Annotated in this window: 8 protein-coding genes; 6 read left to right on the forward strand and 2 right to left on the reverse strand. The window is 33.8% G+C overall.

Annotation, left to right across the window (positions count from 1 at the left end; genetic code table 11):
* Positions 1–35: 35 nt before the first annotated feature.
* Both T410_RS10435 and T410_RS16735 read right to left on the reverse strand, forming a co-directional pair.
* Positions 36–746 carry a DUF4339 domain-containing protein gene (locus T410_RS10435; RefSeq protein ID WP_035671383.1) on the reverse strand — a complete coding sequence of 237 codons (711 nt, stop codon included), beginning with the start codon at positions 744–746 and terminating at the stop codon, positions 36–38.
* Positions 747–959: 213 nt separating this feature from the next.
* Positions 960–1,742 carry an RMD1 family protein gene (locus tag T410_RS16735; RefSeq protein WP_202963245.1) on the reverse strand — a complete coding sequence of 261 codons (783 nt, stop codon included), beginning with the start codon at positions 1,740–1,742 and terminating at the stop codon, positions 960–962.
* A 436-nt stretch (positions 1,743–2,178) separates the two neighbouring features.
* On the opposite strand from T410_RS16735, the gene T410_RS10445 reads away from it, so the two are divergent.
* From T410_RS10445 to T410_RS10470, 6 genes are all read left to right on the forward strand, one after another.
* Entirely contained in the window at positions 2,179–3,210 is a 1,032-nt protein-coding gene (locus T410_RS10445; RefSeq protein ID WP_035671386.1) for a GntR family transcriptional regulator, read from the forward strand.
* 10 nt (positions 3,211–3,220) lie between these two features.
* Positions 3,221–4,111 carry a LysR family transcriptional regulator gene (locus T410_RS10450; protein WP_035671388.1) on the forward strand — a complete coding sequence of 297 codons (891 nt, stop codon included), beginning with the start codon at positions 3,221–3,223 and terminating at the stop codon, positions 4,109–4,111.
* 414 nt (positions 4,112–4,525) lie between these two features.
* Entirely contained in the window at positions 4,526–7,873 is a 3,348-nt protein-coding gene (locus tag T410_RS10455; RefSeq protein WP_035671389.1) for a glycosyl hydrolase, read from the forward strand.
* Between the two features lie 561 nt (positions 7,874–8,434).
* Positions 8,435–11,320: a TonB-dependent receptor gene (locus tag T410_RS10460; protein WP_081897829.1), complete on the forward strand. Its 2,886-nt coding sequence runs from the start codon at positions 8,435–8,437 to the stop codon at positions 11,318–11,320.
* A 112-nt stretch (positions 11,321–11,432) separates the two neighbouring features.
* A complete protein-coding gene (locus T410_RS10465) occupies positions 11,433–12,431 on the forward strand; it encodes an alpha/beta hydrolase (protein WP_035671395.1) in 999 nt (332 codons plus the stop codon).
* 28 nt (positions 12,432–12,459) lie between these two features.
* Positions 12,460–15,147, forward strand: a complete 2,688-nt coding sequence (locus T410_RS10470) for an alpha-L-rhamnosidase (RefSeq protein WP_035671398.1) — start codon at positions 12,460–12,462, stop codon at positions 15,145–15,147.
* Positions 15,148–15,295: the final 148 nt, after the last annotated feature.

The following is a 15,295-nucleotide window of genomic DNA, read 5'->3' on the forward strand; positions in this document are numbered from 1 at the left end:
TGTCTATAGAAATCTGTATTAAAGGAAAATAATAATTAATGTATTGTTTCTAATTCTAAATACAGTCGATCAACTTCATTTTCTAATTTTTTAATTTCTTTTTGCCAGTGGATAATATCATCTTCTATCAAGTTAATTTGATCCTCTCTTTCATTTTCGGATCTTAATAACTTAAAATCCTTAGCATCTATTAATTTATTTTGATCTTCTTCTAAATTGGCATTATTGACAATAAGTAACTCCTTGATTTCTGATATTCTGTTGTTTACAGAATCTTTTTTTTGTTTTGAAAGTCTATCGTTGTTTATTTTTTCTTGAATAGCAATTTGTATTTTTTCTTCGTCCGTTTGTTTTTGCTGCATTTCAATTTGTTGATTTTGAAATTCAGTTTGCTTATTTTTCTCTTCTAATTCTAAACTTCTGTTGTCTTGATAGGTATTGAAAATCAGTGTTGCAACAATTAATGTTGAAATTCCACAAGCCCAAAAAAAGATGCTTTTGTCCATTCCTAAAATAGTTTGACTTACTACTTTTTCCTTTTCTTTTGGCAAAGGTGGAATGTTTTTCAAAGGTGGTGGTATTACGGCCAAAATACTTCTTAATTCAGGAATGTCTCCGGCATATTTCCATTCGTCCATGCCTTCGAACCATATTAATGTTGTTTTTGTTATTTTTTTAGCCTTTAATTCGTCCAAGAGAAATGGACCACTGTTTTCAGTTCCGTTATGAATGTAATAGGTTTTCATTTTAATGTTTTATAGGGCTATTTTCTCATTTCTTGCTTTAAAAGCAGCTGGTCGATATTAAAAAAGAGTATAATTTAGTTTATTCTCTAGTTATTTTATCTTTCAAAAGCAAAAATAGCTAAAATGACTTTGTTTATAGAATAAAGAATCAAAGAAATATTTTGATTTTAGTGTGTGAAGTAAGTGAGAATTTGCTGCATGAATTTTAGTTTTTTAATGGAAAAATAAAGCTATTGCAATTTCCAGTCCAATTAATATGATAACTACCCATTCCAAACGAGAGCTTTCTCTCACGTTCAATACATCAGTAAACAGTCTTAGGTTATTTTCTACAATTTGCAGGCGATAATCAAGGTCTTTGAAGCGGGTGTTGATATCAAAATTAGCTTTGAGTTGACGGTTGAGGAGATTGAGCTCTTCATTGTCCCAAACGAGATTTGGGTCGTCAAGAATGTATAAATTATCGACAATACTATTTTTTACATTCAGCACTTTGCCTATGTATTTGAGCAAATTAGTTTTGGAGATACTGAGTTTTCCGTGTTGTTCTAATTCCAGAATGTAGTGTTTAGAGGAACTAATAAGTTCATCAGTTAAGACCTCATAATAGTCTAATGCTACTGATTGGCCAATGTTGAGCATCACAATGCGCAATATAGAAGAGTCTATTTGAGGAACGGTTACATAATTGTTTTTTACGGTGACTTTTTGCAGTTTTTCATCAGTTTCAATTCGGTATTCTTCTGATAAATGGATGTCAACTAAAGTTGTTGCATAATTTTTTATAAAGCTTATCAATTCACTTTTGGCTACCGCATCATAATTGGCGAAGACCACAACACCATAATCAAAAACATATAAATAGCGCTCATTTTCTTCCAATGCATAAAATACTTCAGTAGTAGAACCTGAATGTATTTCGGCACGAAAATCGGCACGAAATTTCTTCATATTGAAGAACTCCGCAATTTGAACAGCTTCGATTTTGATTTCCATACCCAAATTATTTTATACAAAATTAAGGAAAATTCAGATTTTACACTCGTTTGTTATTTTAATTTTATAATATAATATTGTAAAAAATAGATAATATGATACCGATATCTTAACTGTAGGTGGATTTCAGAAAAAATCTAAAAAGGATTAAGGAACCGAATGCAACCACCGTATAAAAAACTTCAAAAATTTCTTGTTGTTTTTTGAGTGTTTACAAATTAATGCGTTAAAAAGCATTGATTTTGTTGCGTTCAACTATAAATGTATTAAATTTCGACTTTTATTAAGGTTTTACTTTTAAATAGAAATTAAGTATGTTTACTTAATTGTAAATAGTATTTCATAAGTGAATAAAAATATCTTCTTATAAATTTGATTCCAAATAATTTGAAATTTATTTGAATTCATCATTTAAAAATACAAAAAATAAGTTCGTATGAAAAAAATGTCAAAAATTGATAGCCTTAGAATTGATGAGCTTTCTGCCACTCCAAAGTATCAGCAGCTGGTCAACGCAGTTTTGAATGCCATTAAGCAAGGTATTCTTAAAAAAGGGGATGCGATGCCGTCTATCAATGAATTGAGTTTTCAATACGAAATATCTAGGGTTACGATTGAAAAAGGATATAATAAGTTACGAAAAATGGGCATTTTAGAAGCCTTTCATGGAAAAGGCTACTTTATTGCCAATACGGATGTATCACAAGATTTGAAAATATTCCTGATGTTTAATAAATTGAGTGCGCACAAGAAAATTATTTATGATGCTTTTGTAGAGACTTTGGGCGAAAAAGCAGCTATTGATTTTTATATTTATAATAATGATTACGGTCTTTTCAAAAAATTATTGAACCAACAAAAAAGTATTTATACCCACTATGTTATCATTCCCCATTTTATTGAAAAAGCAGAAGGCTATCAATTGTTGATTGAAGAAATTCCAAAAGAAAAATTAATTATCGTAGGTAAAAAAATTGAAGGTATTACGGGAAATTATGGTGCAGTTTACGAGAATTTCGAAGAAGATATTTACAATGCGCTCAGTAAAGCTTTAGACCTTTTGAGTAAATACCATACCATAAAATTGATTTTTCCTGACAATAGTTATTTTCCAGATGAGATAATAAAAGGGTTTAAAAACTTTTGTTACAGTTATGCTTTCAATTATAAAATCGTACATAATCTGGATCAGGAAGAAGTAAATGAAGGTGAAGTATATATTAATTTAATGGAAGAAGATTTAGTGAAAATTTTGGATAAAATCATCACCTTGAATTTAACGGTAGGGGAGCAAGTAGGGGTAATTTCTTATAATGAAACACCTCTCAAGAAATTTATCATGAATGGACTTACCACTATCTCAACCGATTTTGCTACAATGGGAAAATCTGCGGCACAGCTGGTGTTAAACTCTTCAAAAGAACATATCGAAAATCCGTTTGAACTGATTCTTAGAGGATCTTTATAATACAATATTAATGGAATTACGTAAATTAAAATCGTTTCTGGTTGTTGCAAAAGAATTGCATTTTGGTAAAGCTGCTGAAAAATTAAATATTACTCAACCGGCCTTAACACATCAAATTCAGCAATTGGAAAACGAGCTGGGTTTTGAACTTTTTGACAAAGTAAAACGGGTTAATAATAGAAAAGTTGAATTGACTGAAGCGGGTGCTTATTTAATGAAAGAAGTAAGTCGTGTAATAGATTTACTAGACAGAACAATTAAAAGTGCCAAGATAAATAGTGAAAAAAGTAAACAATTAAAACTGGGCATCCCTAAAATGTCTCCTACAAGTGAGGTTATAGCAGTATTACAAAAGTTACAACTGAAGTTTCCTGAAACCACTTTTAAAATAATAGAATGTTCTACAGTGGTATCAGTGCAAGAAGCGCTTTTTAAAGGGAATATAGATATTGGAATTACTACTTTACCGCTAGTTTTTAAAGGTTTGGATTATCAGGTTTTCCGGAAAGAATCTCTAAATGTTATTATGCCTAAAAAACATCCACTGGCAAAATATCAAAAAATTAAAATTGAACAACTTCGTAATGACAAATGGGTAGAGTTAACTAAGGACTTGTGTCCTGCAATTCTGGAAGATGTAGAAGTCTTTTGCAGAAATGTAGGTTTCTCTAGAGATGCTAATATTGTTCAGGAAGTGTCAAATGTTGAATTATTGATTGGATTGGTTACTGTAGGAATTGGAATTGCTATTTTTCCATCCTATTATCCAACAAATTTAGAGGGGATTATTTCTAAAGAATTAGTTTTTTCTGAAAATACCCATTTAGAAGTTACCAAAATAGTGGCATACAAAGAAACACTTGAGGAAGAATACCAGCAAACAATAAAAAATGTTTGGTAAATAGTCTTTTACCAATAGCGTACTAAATAATGAATTGTTTGAAGGATCTAAAAAAAATGTTAACTAACATTTTAGCATAGAGTACTTTATTTTTAAAACCAACTCTTCTCTTTAAGAGGAGTTGGTTTTCTTTTTGTGTTTTTTTGATTCGAGATTTCCAATAAATAAATTTTATTAAAAAGAATAAAAAAAGTAATCAAAAAGTAGTTTGCGATAACGATTGAGTAGGACAGTTATGTTTTTGATATTTCTTTAATTTACAAAAAAGAACATCAGTAGTATTTCTATATTTAAAAGAGAAATATTTTTTGTAGTATTAAAAAAGGGAAACTTTTAATAAAAATGGCTGGTTACTTTTTAAATATGTCTTTCAGTAAAATTTAAAATAATTTTCAATCTATATAATTTTCAAATATGAAAAAAAATTCGGGATTAATAGCAGCATTTTCTTTGATGCTTGCCTGCAGCTCTGGTTATGCTCAAAATAAGAGTGATAACTTATTGAAAGAGTTTGCTACACCTCCAAATTCTGCAAAGCCTCGTGTATGGTGGCATTGGATGAATGGTAATATTTCTAAAGATGGTATTACCAAAGATCTTTTGTGGATGAATAGAATAGGTATTGGTGGTTTCATGAATTTTGATGCTGCGATGGCAACACCTCAAATTGTAAAAAAGCGCCTAACTTACATGACTCCTGAATGGAAAGATGCTTTTCAGTTTACAACTAAATTGGCCGATTCCCTAAAACTGGAAATGGCTATTGCAGGTTCACCGGGATGGAGCGAAAGTGGTGGGCCGTGGGTAAGTCCAAAAGATGGAATGAAAAAATTAGTGTGGAGTGAAATCCGCATAAAAGGCGGAAAAAAATTCACTGGGGTTTTGCCAAAAGCGCCTACTAAAACAGGACCATTCCAGAACATTCCTTTCTTTGAAGCAATGCCTATGGGAGAATCGGTAGCAGCTCCAGCTGATTATTATGAAGACATCAGTCTTATGGCATATAAATTGCCGGATACAGAAATAAATTTAAGCGATTTAAAACCAAAGATTACCTCAAGTGGAGGGGCTTTTACGATAAACCAACTTACAGACGGAGACTTAGGAACGACTATTTTGCTGCCTGCTACTAAAAACGATGAAAGCGCCTGGATACAATTTGCTTTTGAAAAACCACAAACGTTCAAAGGAATAACTGTTGTTGGTGGTGGAGACAAAGGCCCTTTTGGTCTTTTTGGAGACAAAGCGGATACACGTTCCGTTGAAGTAAGCGATGATGGTGTTCATTTCAAAAAAATCACTTTTATTCCTGCTGGAGGAATTGTACAACAAACTATTAATTTTTCAGTAACAACTGCAAAATATTTCAGGGTTACTTTTAAAAATCCTCCTCCTCTTTTTAGTTTTGCAGCGATGATGGGGTCAAACGAAGCTCCAAAACCTTCGCCAGGAACGGATGTTGCCGAAATAGTTTTGCATAATACAACGCAAATTGATCGATTTGAAGAAAAAGCGGCTTTTGCTGCTGTCAGAAATATCGACATAAATGGTACTCCTAGTACTGATGGAATTGCATTGGAAAATGTAATTGATTTATCAGGTAAATTGAATGCAGACGGAACATTGAATTGGACTCCACCTGCAGGAAATTGGAAGCTTGTACGTTTTGGATATTCATTGTTGGGAATAACCAATCATCCGGCTTCACCGGAAGCAACCGGATTAGAAGTAGACAAATTAGATCCAGTTGCCATAAAAGCGTATTTTGAAAATTACCTCGATCAATACAAGAGTGCTACAGGAGGCTTAATGGGAGATAAAGGTGGTTTACAATACATTGTTACCGATAGTTGGGAAGCTGGAGCGCAAAACTGGACGAAAAATTTACCGGCTGAGTTTGCCAAAAGAAGAGGATATAGTTTATTGCCATGGTTACCAGTATTAACGGGGCAAATTATTAAAAGTTCTGAAGTCAGTGAAAAATTCTTATGGGATTACCGCAAAACTTTAAGCGAAATGGTATCTGAATACCATTATGATCAGTTGACAACATTATTAGCGGAGCGTGGAATGAAGCGCTATTCTGAATCTCATGAGTCTGGTCGTACGTTAATTGCCGATGGTATGGAAGTCAAACGTACGGCTTCTATCCCTATGGGAGCGATGTGGACACCAGGAGGCTTAGGAGGAGATGATGCAGTACATAAGGCAGATATTAGAGAATCCGCATCGGTAGCCCATATTTATGGACAAAATTTAGTGGCAGCCGAGTCGCTTACTGCAATTGGTAACGCATGGGCATTTTCACCAGAGCGGTTGAAACCAACTGCAGATATGGAATTAGCGAGTGGACTCAATCGATTTGTGATTCATACTTCGGTACATCAACCATCAGATGAGCATGTTCCCGGTCTTGGACTTGGACCATTCGGACAGTGGTTTACGCGTCACGAAACTTGGGCCGAACAAGCAACAGCCTGGACAGATTATCTTTCCCGCAGTTCCTATTTGTTGCAACAAGGGAAATTTGTAGCGGATGTTATTTATTATTATGGAGAAGACAATAATATCACGTCTCTTTTTGAAAAAAAATCACCAAACATTCCGCAAGGATATAATTTTGATTATGTTAATGCCGATGCGCTTCTTAACTTGCTTTCTGTAAAAAATGGACAAATTGTTACTCCAAGTGGTATGCATTATAAAGTTTTGGCACTGGATGCTAATAGCCAACAAATGACATTAAAAGTGGCTAATAAAATTAGTGAATTAGTAAAAGCAGGAGCAATTGTTGTAGGGCCTAAGCCAATAGGGTCTCCAAGTTTAAACGATGATAAAACTGCTTTTAATACAATTGTAGCTGAGTTATGGGGTGCTGATAACACGGTAAAATCGATTGGTGACGGAAAAGTATATACAGGAGAAACCATCGAAAAAGTCTTAACCGCTTTAGCTGTTAAACCAGATTTTGAATATACTAAACCGCAGGCTGATACTCAGTTATTATTTGTGCATCGTGAATTACCGGAGCAAGAATTGTATTGGGTAAACAATCGCAATGCAAGAACCGAAGATCTTGAAGCAACTTTCAGAGTTTCTGGAAAAACAGTAGAAATTTGGCATCCTGAAACAGGTAAGTCGCAACCAGCTTCATATTCTTTTGCAGATGGACGCACTAAAGTAGCTTTGCATTTAGAGCCTAATGATGCTGTATTTGTTGTTTTTAAAGACAATACTACTACAACAGCGCAAATTTTACCAGCTGTAACCGAAACTAAATTAGCTGCTGTGGAAGGAAACTGGAATTTGAGTTTCCAAAAAGAAAGAGGAGCGCCTTCAGAAATTACAATGGATAAGTTGACTTCTTGGACAGATAATTCAGATGCTGGCGTGAAGTATTTTTCAGGAACAGGAACCTATTCAAAAACAATTGATGCACCAAAAAGCTGGTTTAAAAATCAGGGACAATTATGGATTGATCTTGGAGAAGTAAAAAACCTGGCCGAAGTTATCGTTAATGGAAAATCATTAGGAATTGTTTGGAAAAAACCATTCAGAGTAGATGCAACTGGTATTTTGAAACCAGGAAAAAACACCTTGGCGATAAAAGTGACGAATCTTTGGGTAAATAGACTTATTGGAGATGCACAACCGGGAGTAGTAAAGAAAATCACCTATACTACGATGCCATTTTACAAAGCAGACGCTCCATTGTTACCGTCAGGATTACTGAGTACAGTAACTGTTTTATCAGTGAAATAGAAAATTATTCCTTTCGAATGATTTGAAATAATTAGAATTTAATTTTAAAGAGGTGGAACCAAAACGAAATAGTTTGGTTTCACCTTTTTGTTGTTTTATAAATTCAAATCCTTTTTGAGGCTTTTTTAAGAGTATTATTTCAATATTTTGGACTATAAAGCATGTGGATTTATTTTTAAAAGAGAAAAATACCCTTTTAAAGATATTAAATGTCAATTTTTTAATTGTAAAAACACACAAACTCCCTTGTTTATGAGGGTTTAAGTAAATAATTAGGGATTTAAGTGTAAGATTTTTAACTGTTTAAAATGTTTTCTTTGACCGTTTGTATGCTTAGAGGCTCCCTTTTTTCTATGCAGTCTTTATCTTTCATAGCTGTTTTGATTAATAAAATTTATTATTTTAATAAATAAAAAGAATTAAAACAATGTTTTCTATTACGATTGCGTAGGACAGTTGATAGAAGTGGTATTGTTAAATTTGAATTATATAAAACATAAAAATATGTTATGTATAAAAAAATCCAAGAATAAATAAATACTAACTAAAAAAAACCAAAAAATGAAGAAGTTTTTACAACAACATCGAGTTGCCCTGTTCCTGATAAAGGCATTGGTGTTGTATTTGGGATTCTGTACCCAAGCGATGGCGCAACAAATTATTCAGGGTAAAGTGACTGATGAAAAGAATGAACCACTTATAGGTGTAAGTGTTACAATAAAAGGAATAAATAATGGAATAAATACTGATGCTGATGGAAAGTATACAATCACAGCTAAAAGTAATTCGACTTTAGTTTTTAATTATATAGGTTTTAAAACTAAACAGGTTGTTATTAGTAATCAAACAACTGTTAATGTTGTACTACAAGGAGACACACAGGCATTAGATGAGGTTGTAGTTACAGGTGTATTGGATAAGCGTACAAGAATGCAATCTTCTGTTTCTATTTCGACCATTAGTGCGAAACAATTTGATAAAATTGCGATTACCAGTTCTGCTGATTTATTGAAAAATATCCCAGGAGTATTTGTGAATTCCTCTTTAGGAGAAATACGTAATACAGTATACTCTCGTGGGGTATCTGTAGGGTCAAATGATGGAGCTTCGGGTTATTATTATATTTCTATGCAAGAGGATGGATTACCGGTAACGAATGCAACATTTGGTAATTACGGTCCTGATTATTTCTTACGCACAGATGCTACTTTAGGTAAACTGGAAGCAGTAAGAGGAGGAACAGCTTCTATCTTGGGTAATAATGCTCCCGGAGGAATCTTTAATTATGTTTCTAAATTAGGTGGATCTAAATTTGAAGGAGAAATTCGTGCTAAATATGGTTTAGAAGGAAACGGAAAAAATCCGTATTACCGAACTGACTTTGATTTTGGAGGGCCTTTGAGTAAAGCCAAATCGGTTACATTTAACGTAGGTGGATTTTTACGTCAATCTGATGGAGCCAGATATTCTGGATACCCGATGAATAATGGTGGACAAATAAAAGCGAATTTGGTAAAAACGTATAAAACGGGTTCTGTTAAAGTTTTTGCAAAGTACCTTAATGATAAAAATGGATGGAACGAATTTACACCAACTATTGGTTTTAGTGATCCACATTATCCAGCTGGGGTTACTAATACTACTTCGGTATTAATTCCGGCAGTTACAGCTGATTTTACAGTAAACCAAACGGGGGAAAAGATGCACTATGATTCAAGAGATAAAGTACATTCTATTGATAAATCTATTGGAATTAACTGGGATCAAGACTTAGGAAAAGGATGGAAATTAGACAATAAAATACGTTATTCTGATAAAAGTGCTGTTTGGAATACTACCGCTGTAGTGTATCCATTTGCTACTGATACTCCTGTTTTTTATGCTGTTTCTGGGAATTTATTCAATTTTGGAACATATTCTTTTAACGATCATGCAACTGGAACTCAAATAGGTTCAGTTACTCATTCTCCAAATATAATTGGCGGTAATTTTGCAGGATTTAATGAAACAGTAAATTATAGTAACTTTCCTGGTGCTTCTATACAGCCTAACTCTTTGTATTTTAATCCTATTTTCTTCAATCAAAATAAAATGAAAGAAATCATAGATCAATTTACAATTACCAAAAAAATCAATAAAATGACTTTTACGGGAGGAATGTTTTTTGCTAAATCAAATTTAGATAGATTGTCATCTACAGGTATTGGGGTATCATATTCTCAAATGACTTCACCACGTCCATCATTAACAGATATTTCATATATTGGTTTATTTGATGGTCAAACGTATCAAGTAACAAATCCTGACGGAATAACTGGTGGTTCAGGAAAAAGTGCTCCAGTAGATATTATTTCAGTAGCTCAAAAACAAATGGCTTTTTTCTTTGGTCATACTTGGGAGATGAGTTCAAAAGTAAATTTTGACTGGGGTATTCGTTCTGAAACAGTATCTTTTAATGGAAACAATCAAATTTCTGAAAGTGTAGCTACAACTAATCCAGGTGGAACAGATGGAAATCCATTGACATTATATGATAATACAATGGGGCGTATTGCTGCAACTTATGCTTATTCAGACAAGAAAGTAAATACTTTTTCTTTTTCAAGTGGTTTGAATTATAAATTTGCTGATAATCAAGCTGTTTATGGTCGTTATTCTCTTGGGAATAAAGCGCCAGATATGGATATGTTTGTAACTACAAACACAGCATTTGGAGCTGCTAATTTGAATCCTACGGCTCAAAAAATACAACAATATGAGGCTGGTTACAAATTGAAAACTGCAGGAACTAATTTATTTGTAACTCCTTTTTATAGTATCGTGAGCAATGTACCGCAACGAACAACTGGTCAAGAAACAGCTGATATTACTACTGCTTACAATACACCTGCTTTGTATAATAAATTTAGAACTATGGGTGTTGAATTTGAAGTAAATCAGGAATTTACAGAAAAATTTAGTGTAAAAGCAGTAGCTACTTTTCAAGATTCTAAAGCAGTTATATACAGAACTTGGGATTTAGGGGCTAATGGATCAGCAGATGATAAAATAGTTGACTTTTCTGGAAACGAAACAGATAATAATGCTAAAGTAATTCTTAGAGTTTCACCTACCTATGCTTCTGGTAAATTTTATTCTTCTCTTGATTTTTCTTATATGGGAAAACGTGCAGCTAACGTACCAAATGCATTCGAATTACCATCTTACAATCAAACAAACTTGAATTTAGGATACAATTTGACTGCAAAATTGCAATTGCAAGCTAACATTAACAACCTTTTTAACCAAATTGGCGTAATGGGTTGGTCAGCACCAGGAGGATTTCCTGCAGCATTAGACAGACAAGGATTCACAGCAGAGAAATTGGCTGCTAATCCAAACGCAGTATATTCTACTTTAAGCTTACCGGCTAGAGCATATTTCATTACTGCTACTTATAAATTTTAAGTTTCATAATTGTTTTTTTAGAAATGACCAGATAAGACTTATTGTCTTATCTGGTTTTTTAGGTAACTTTCAATTTATAAATGATTTAAAAATATCCTCAAATCTTTCAAAAATGATAAAACAAGCAACAATTCTAGTCCTGTTATTGAGCTTTACAATGAGTAATGCTCAAAAAGTAATTCCACTTTACAATGGAAAAGTTCCTAATTCTAAAGAGATAGCAGGATTGACGGATACAACAGCTGTTTTTCCATCAGGAAATAAAATGATTCATTTTGTTTTGAGGGTTGCCAGTCCGGATTTGACTATTTTTTTGCCAGAGAAAAGTAAAGCTACTGGTATAGCGGTTATTATTTGTCCAGGTGGAGGTTATTCGGGTTTGGCAATTGACCATGAAGGGTATGATATTGCCAAAAAATTAAATGAAAAAGGGATTGCGGGTTTTGTTTTAAAATACCGCTTGCCCAATGCGCTATATGTTGAAAACAAACAAATAGTTCCTTTGCAAGATGCACAACGTGCTATTCAGTTGGTTCGGGAAAATGCTAAAAAATGGGGAATCAATCCCAATAAAATTGGTATAGAAGGAAATTCGGCAGGAGGACATTTAGCTTCCACAGCCGGCACACATTATCAAAAAGCACTAATTGACAATCCGCTAAAAACCAGTTTGCGTCCAGATTTTATGGTTTTAAATTATCCCGTTATCAGCATGGCGGATAGTTTGACACATATGGGGTCACGATATAATTTGATAGGCGAAGGATTATCTCCTGTAGCATTGAATAAAATTATGAGTGACTGGAAAACATCAGAACAAAAATTAGTCAGCCTACCAGTAAATGGAGATAAAATTAAAGAATATTCTAATGAATTGCAGGTTACGGCAAATACACCTCCTACATTTATAACGCATTCGGTAGATGATAATACAGTTAAAGTGCAAAATTCTATTTTGTTTATAGCGGCGTTGCAAAAAAATAAAGTTCCGGTCGAATCTTTCTTTTATGCCAAAGGCGGACACGGTTATAGCATGGATAATCCTACTAGCGATGTAGAATGGATTGACAGTTGTACAGCTTGGATTTTAAAGATTAATAAAGGATTATAAAATAAAAATTAACCTAATAGATCAAATAATGAAAAAAAACATTCTGATTTTACTATTCATTTGTTTCAATGCAATAGCTTTTGGACAAACAGAACTTCGAAATCTTACTGTCGAAAATGCAAGTAATCCAATTGGTATTGGAGTAAAAACACCACGTTTTAGTTGGCAATTGGTTTCTAATAAAAGAAACGTAAAACAAACGGCTTACGAAATTCAGGTTAAAGAAGGAAATACTACCGTTTGGTCTTCCGGAAAAGTGACTTCGGAAGCGTCTATTTTTAATAAATATGCCGGTTCGCCATTAGTATCTAATGCGAAATACATTTGGCAAGTACGCGTTTGGGATAATCAAGGCAAGTCTTCTAAATGGGCAACAGCTTCTTTTGGAACTGCTTTACTTCATTCGAATGAATGGAAAGCAACTTGGATTGGATCTGGGTTAAAAAGCGATACCGTAAATGGTGTTGTACCCATGTTCAGAAAATCATTTTTGGCCAATAAAAAAATAGCTTCCGCAAAAGTGTATGTAACTTCAAGAGGTTTGTATGAGGTTCAAATCAACGGGAAACGAATGGGAGATTCCTATTTATCTCCAGGTTGGACCAGTTATGATAAGCACTTACAATACCAGACGTATGATGTTTCTGATTTGCTTTCAGAAGGGAAAAATGCCATTGGAGTATTGTTAGGAAGTGGTTGGTACCGCACGCGTTTAGGTTGGGAAAACAGGCAAAATATTTATGGAAAAGAAACGGCGCTGCTTTTTCAAATGGTAATTAAATACACTGACGGAACAACTGAAACGGTAGTTTCTGATACTTCTTGGAAATCGAGCAATAGTCACATTATCTCTTCTGAAATTTATAACGGCGAAGTTCAAGATGCCCGTTTGGAACAAAAAAACTATAGTGTTGCTAATTTTGATGATAGCAAATGGACAAACGTTGTTAACAAAGACTTTCCAACAAATTATATTACGGCTGCCATCAATGAGCCAATTCGCAAACACGAAAATTTAAAACCAATAGCTGTTTTGACTTCTCCAAAAGGGGAAACAATTTTGGACTTTGGTCAAAACCTGGCAGGTTGGGTAAAAGTAAGTGTTCAAGGAAAAGCGGGTGATATCATCAAACTTTCTCACGTAGAAATGTTGGACAAAAAAGGAACTCCTTATTTTGAAAACTTACGTTCTGCCAAAGCACAAGCTACTTACACTTTAAGTGGTAATGGAATTGAAACTTTCGAACCTCATTTTACGACTTTTGGTTTTCGTTATTTAAAAGTAGAAGGAATTACAGGGAAAATAAACCCAAATGATTTTACGGCAATTGCATTATATTCTGACATTAAAAAAACGGGTGCTTTTGAAACTTCAAATGCATACCTAAACAAATTACAATCTAATATTCAATGGAGCCAAAGAGGGAATTTCTTGGACGTACCTACAGATTGTCCACAACGGGACGAACGTTTAGGCTGGACCGGTGATGCCGAAGTATTTTCAAGAACAGCTTCTTTTAATTTTAATGTGGATCAGTTTTTTGCAAAATGGCTAATTGATGTTGCGGCAGACCAAAAAGAAAATGGAGCAGTGCCATTTGTTATTCCAAATGCTTTGAAAGGATCTTTTTTTGATATGCCTGTTGGAGCTGCAGGTTGGTCGGATGCCAGTGTTATTATTCCGTACAATATGTATGTGAGTTTTGGCGACAAGGAAATCGTAGAAAGACAATATCCAAGCATGAAAGCGTATTTAGGCTATGTGCAAAGTACTGCCAAAAATGATTTGTGGAATACTGGTTTTCAGTTTGCAGATTGGTTGAGCTATAGAGTGGATGATTCGAAAGGGATGATAGGAATGAAATCCGCTATTACCGATAACTATTTGGTTGCCCAATGTTTCTATGCCTACAATACTCAAATTATGATAAAAGCCGCTACTTTATTGGGTAAAACCGATGAAGTACAGGAATATCAAGCGCTTTTGGAACGCATAAAGAAAGCATTTCAAACCGAATATATGACAGCATCAGGCAAGTTAATTTCGGAAACACAAACTGCTTATATTTTGGCTTTACAATTTGATATGTTACCAGAAAACTTAAGAGCGCAAGCGGTTGATCGTTTGGTAAAAAATATCGAAAGTTATGAGTATCATTTGACTACCGGATTCTTGGGAACACCTTTTTTAAATCCCGTTTTGACCCGTTTTGGACGAAATGACGTGGCTTACAAATTGTTGCTTCAAGACACCTATCCTTCATGGTTGTATCCAATAAAAGCGCACGGAGCGACTACAATTTGGGAACGTTGGGACTCGATGAAACCGGACGGTACTTTTCAAGATCCAAGCATGACTTCCTTTAATCATTACGCGTATGGTGCAGTGGGAGATTGGATGTATAGAACAATTACAGGTATTGATACTAAAGAAGCCGAAGGTGCAGGATATAAATCAATTATTATTAAACCTGAACTTGGTGGAAATTTGACGTATGCCAAAGCAAGTTTAGAAACAAATTATGGTTTAGTTTCTTCTTCTTGGAAAATAGAAAAGAACAAATTTATTCTTGATGTTGAAGTTCCTGCAAACACAAATGCTACGATTGAATTTCCAACAAATAAAATAGAAACTATAAAAGAAAACAATGCTGTTTTAAATGTAAAAACTAAAACAGTTGGTTCAGGAAAGTATCATTTTGAAATGGAACTTTAATTTTTTTTGCGAGGAACTGTAAAAAAGTATAAATAACTACTCCCACATTCGTATCACGTCTGAGAGGGTCGGGGAGAGGAAAAAAAAGGTGTTTTTATAAGGACTGTATAGGACTGTTTTGTTTTAGATATTCTCTTATTTTACAACA

The sequence above is a fragment of the Flavobacterium sp. 83 genome (assembly GCF_000744835.1).
Classification (GTDB): Bacteria; Bacteroidota; Bacteroidia; order Flavobacteriales; family Flavobacteriaceae; genus Flavobacterium.

What these genes read in the sequence shown, in the direction of transcription:
- T410_RS16735 (WP_202963245.1), bottom strand. Translation starts at nt 1,742, where the DNA reads ATGGAAATCAAAATCGAAGCTGTTCAAATTGCGGAGTTCTTCAATATG.
- T410_RS10460 (WP_081897829.1), top strand. Translation starts at nt 8,435, where the DNA reads ATGAAGAAGTTTTTACAACAACATCGAGTTGCCCTGTTCCTGATAAAG.
- T410_RS10445 (WP_035671386.1), top strand. Translation starts at nt 2,179, where the DNA reads ATGAAAAAAATGTCAAAAATTGATAGCCTTAGAATTGATGAGCTTTCT.
- T410_RS10470 (WP_035671398.1), top strand. Translation starts at nt 12,460, where the DNA reads ATGAAAAAAAACATTCTGATTTTACTATTCATTTGTTTCAATGCAATA.
- T410_RS10455 (WP_035671389.1), top strand. Translation starts at nt 4,526, where the DNA reads ATGAAAAAAAATTCGGGATTAATAGCAGCATTTTCTTTGATGCTTGCC.
- T410_RS10465 (WP_035671395.1), top strand. Translation starts at nt 11,433, where the DNA reads ATGATAAAACAAGCAACAATTCTAGTCCTGTTATTGAGCTTTACAATG.
- T410_RS10435 (WP_035671383.1), bottom strand. Translation starts at nt 746, where the DNA reads ATGAAAACCTATTACATTCATAACGGAACTGAAAACAGTGGTCCATTT.
- T410_RS10450 (WP_035671388.1), top strand. Translation starts at nt 3,221, where the DNA reads ATGGAATTACGTAAATTAAAATCGTTTCTGGTTGTTGCAAAAGAATTG.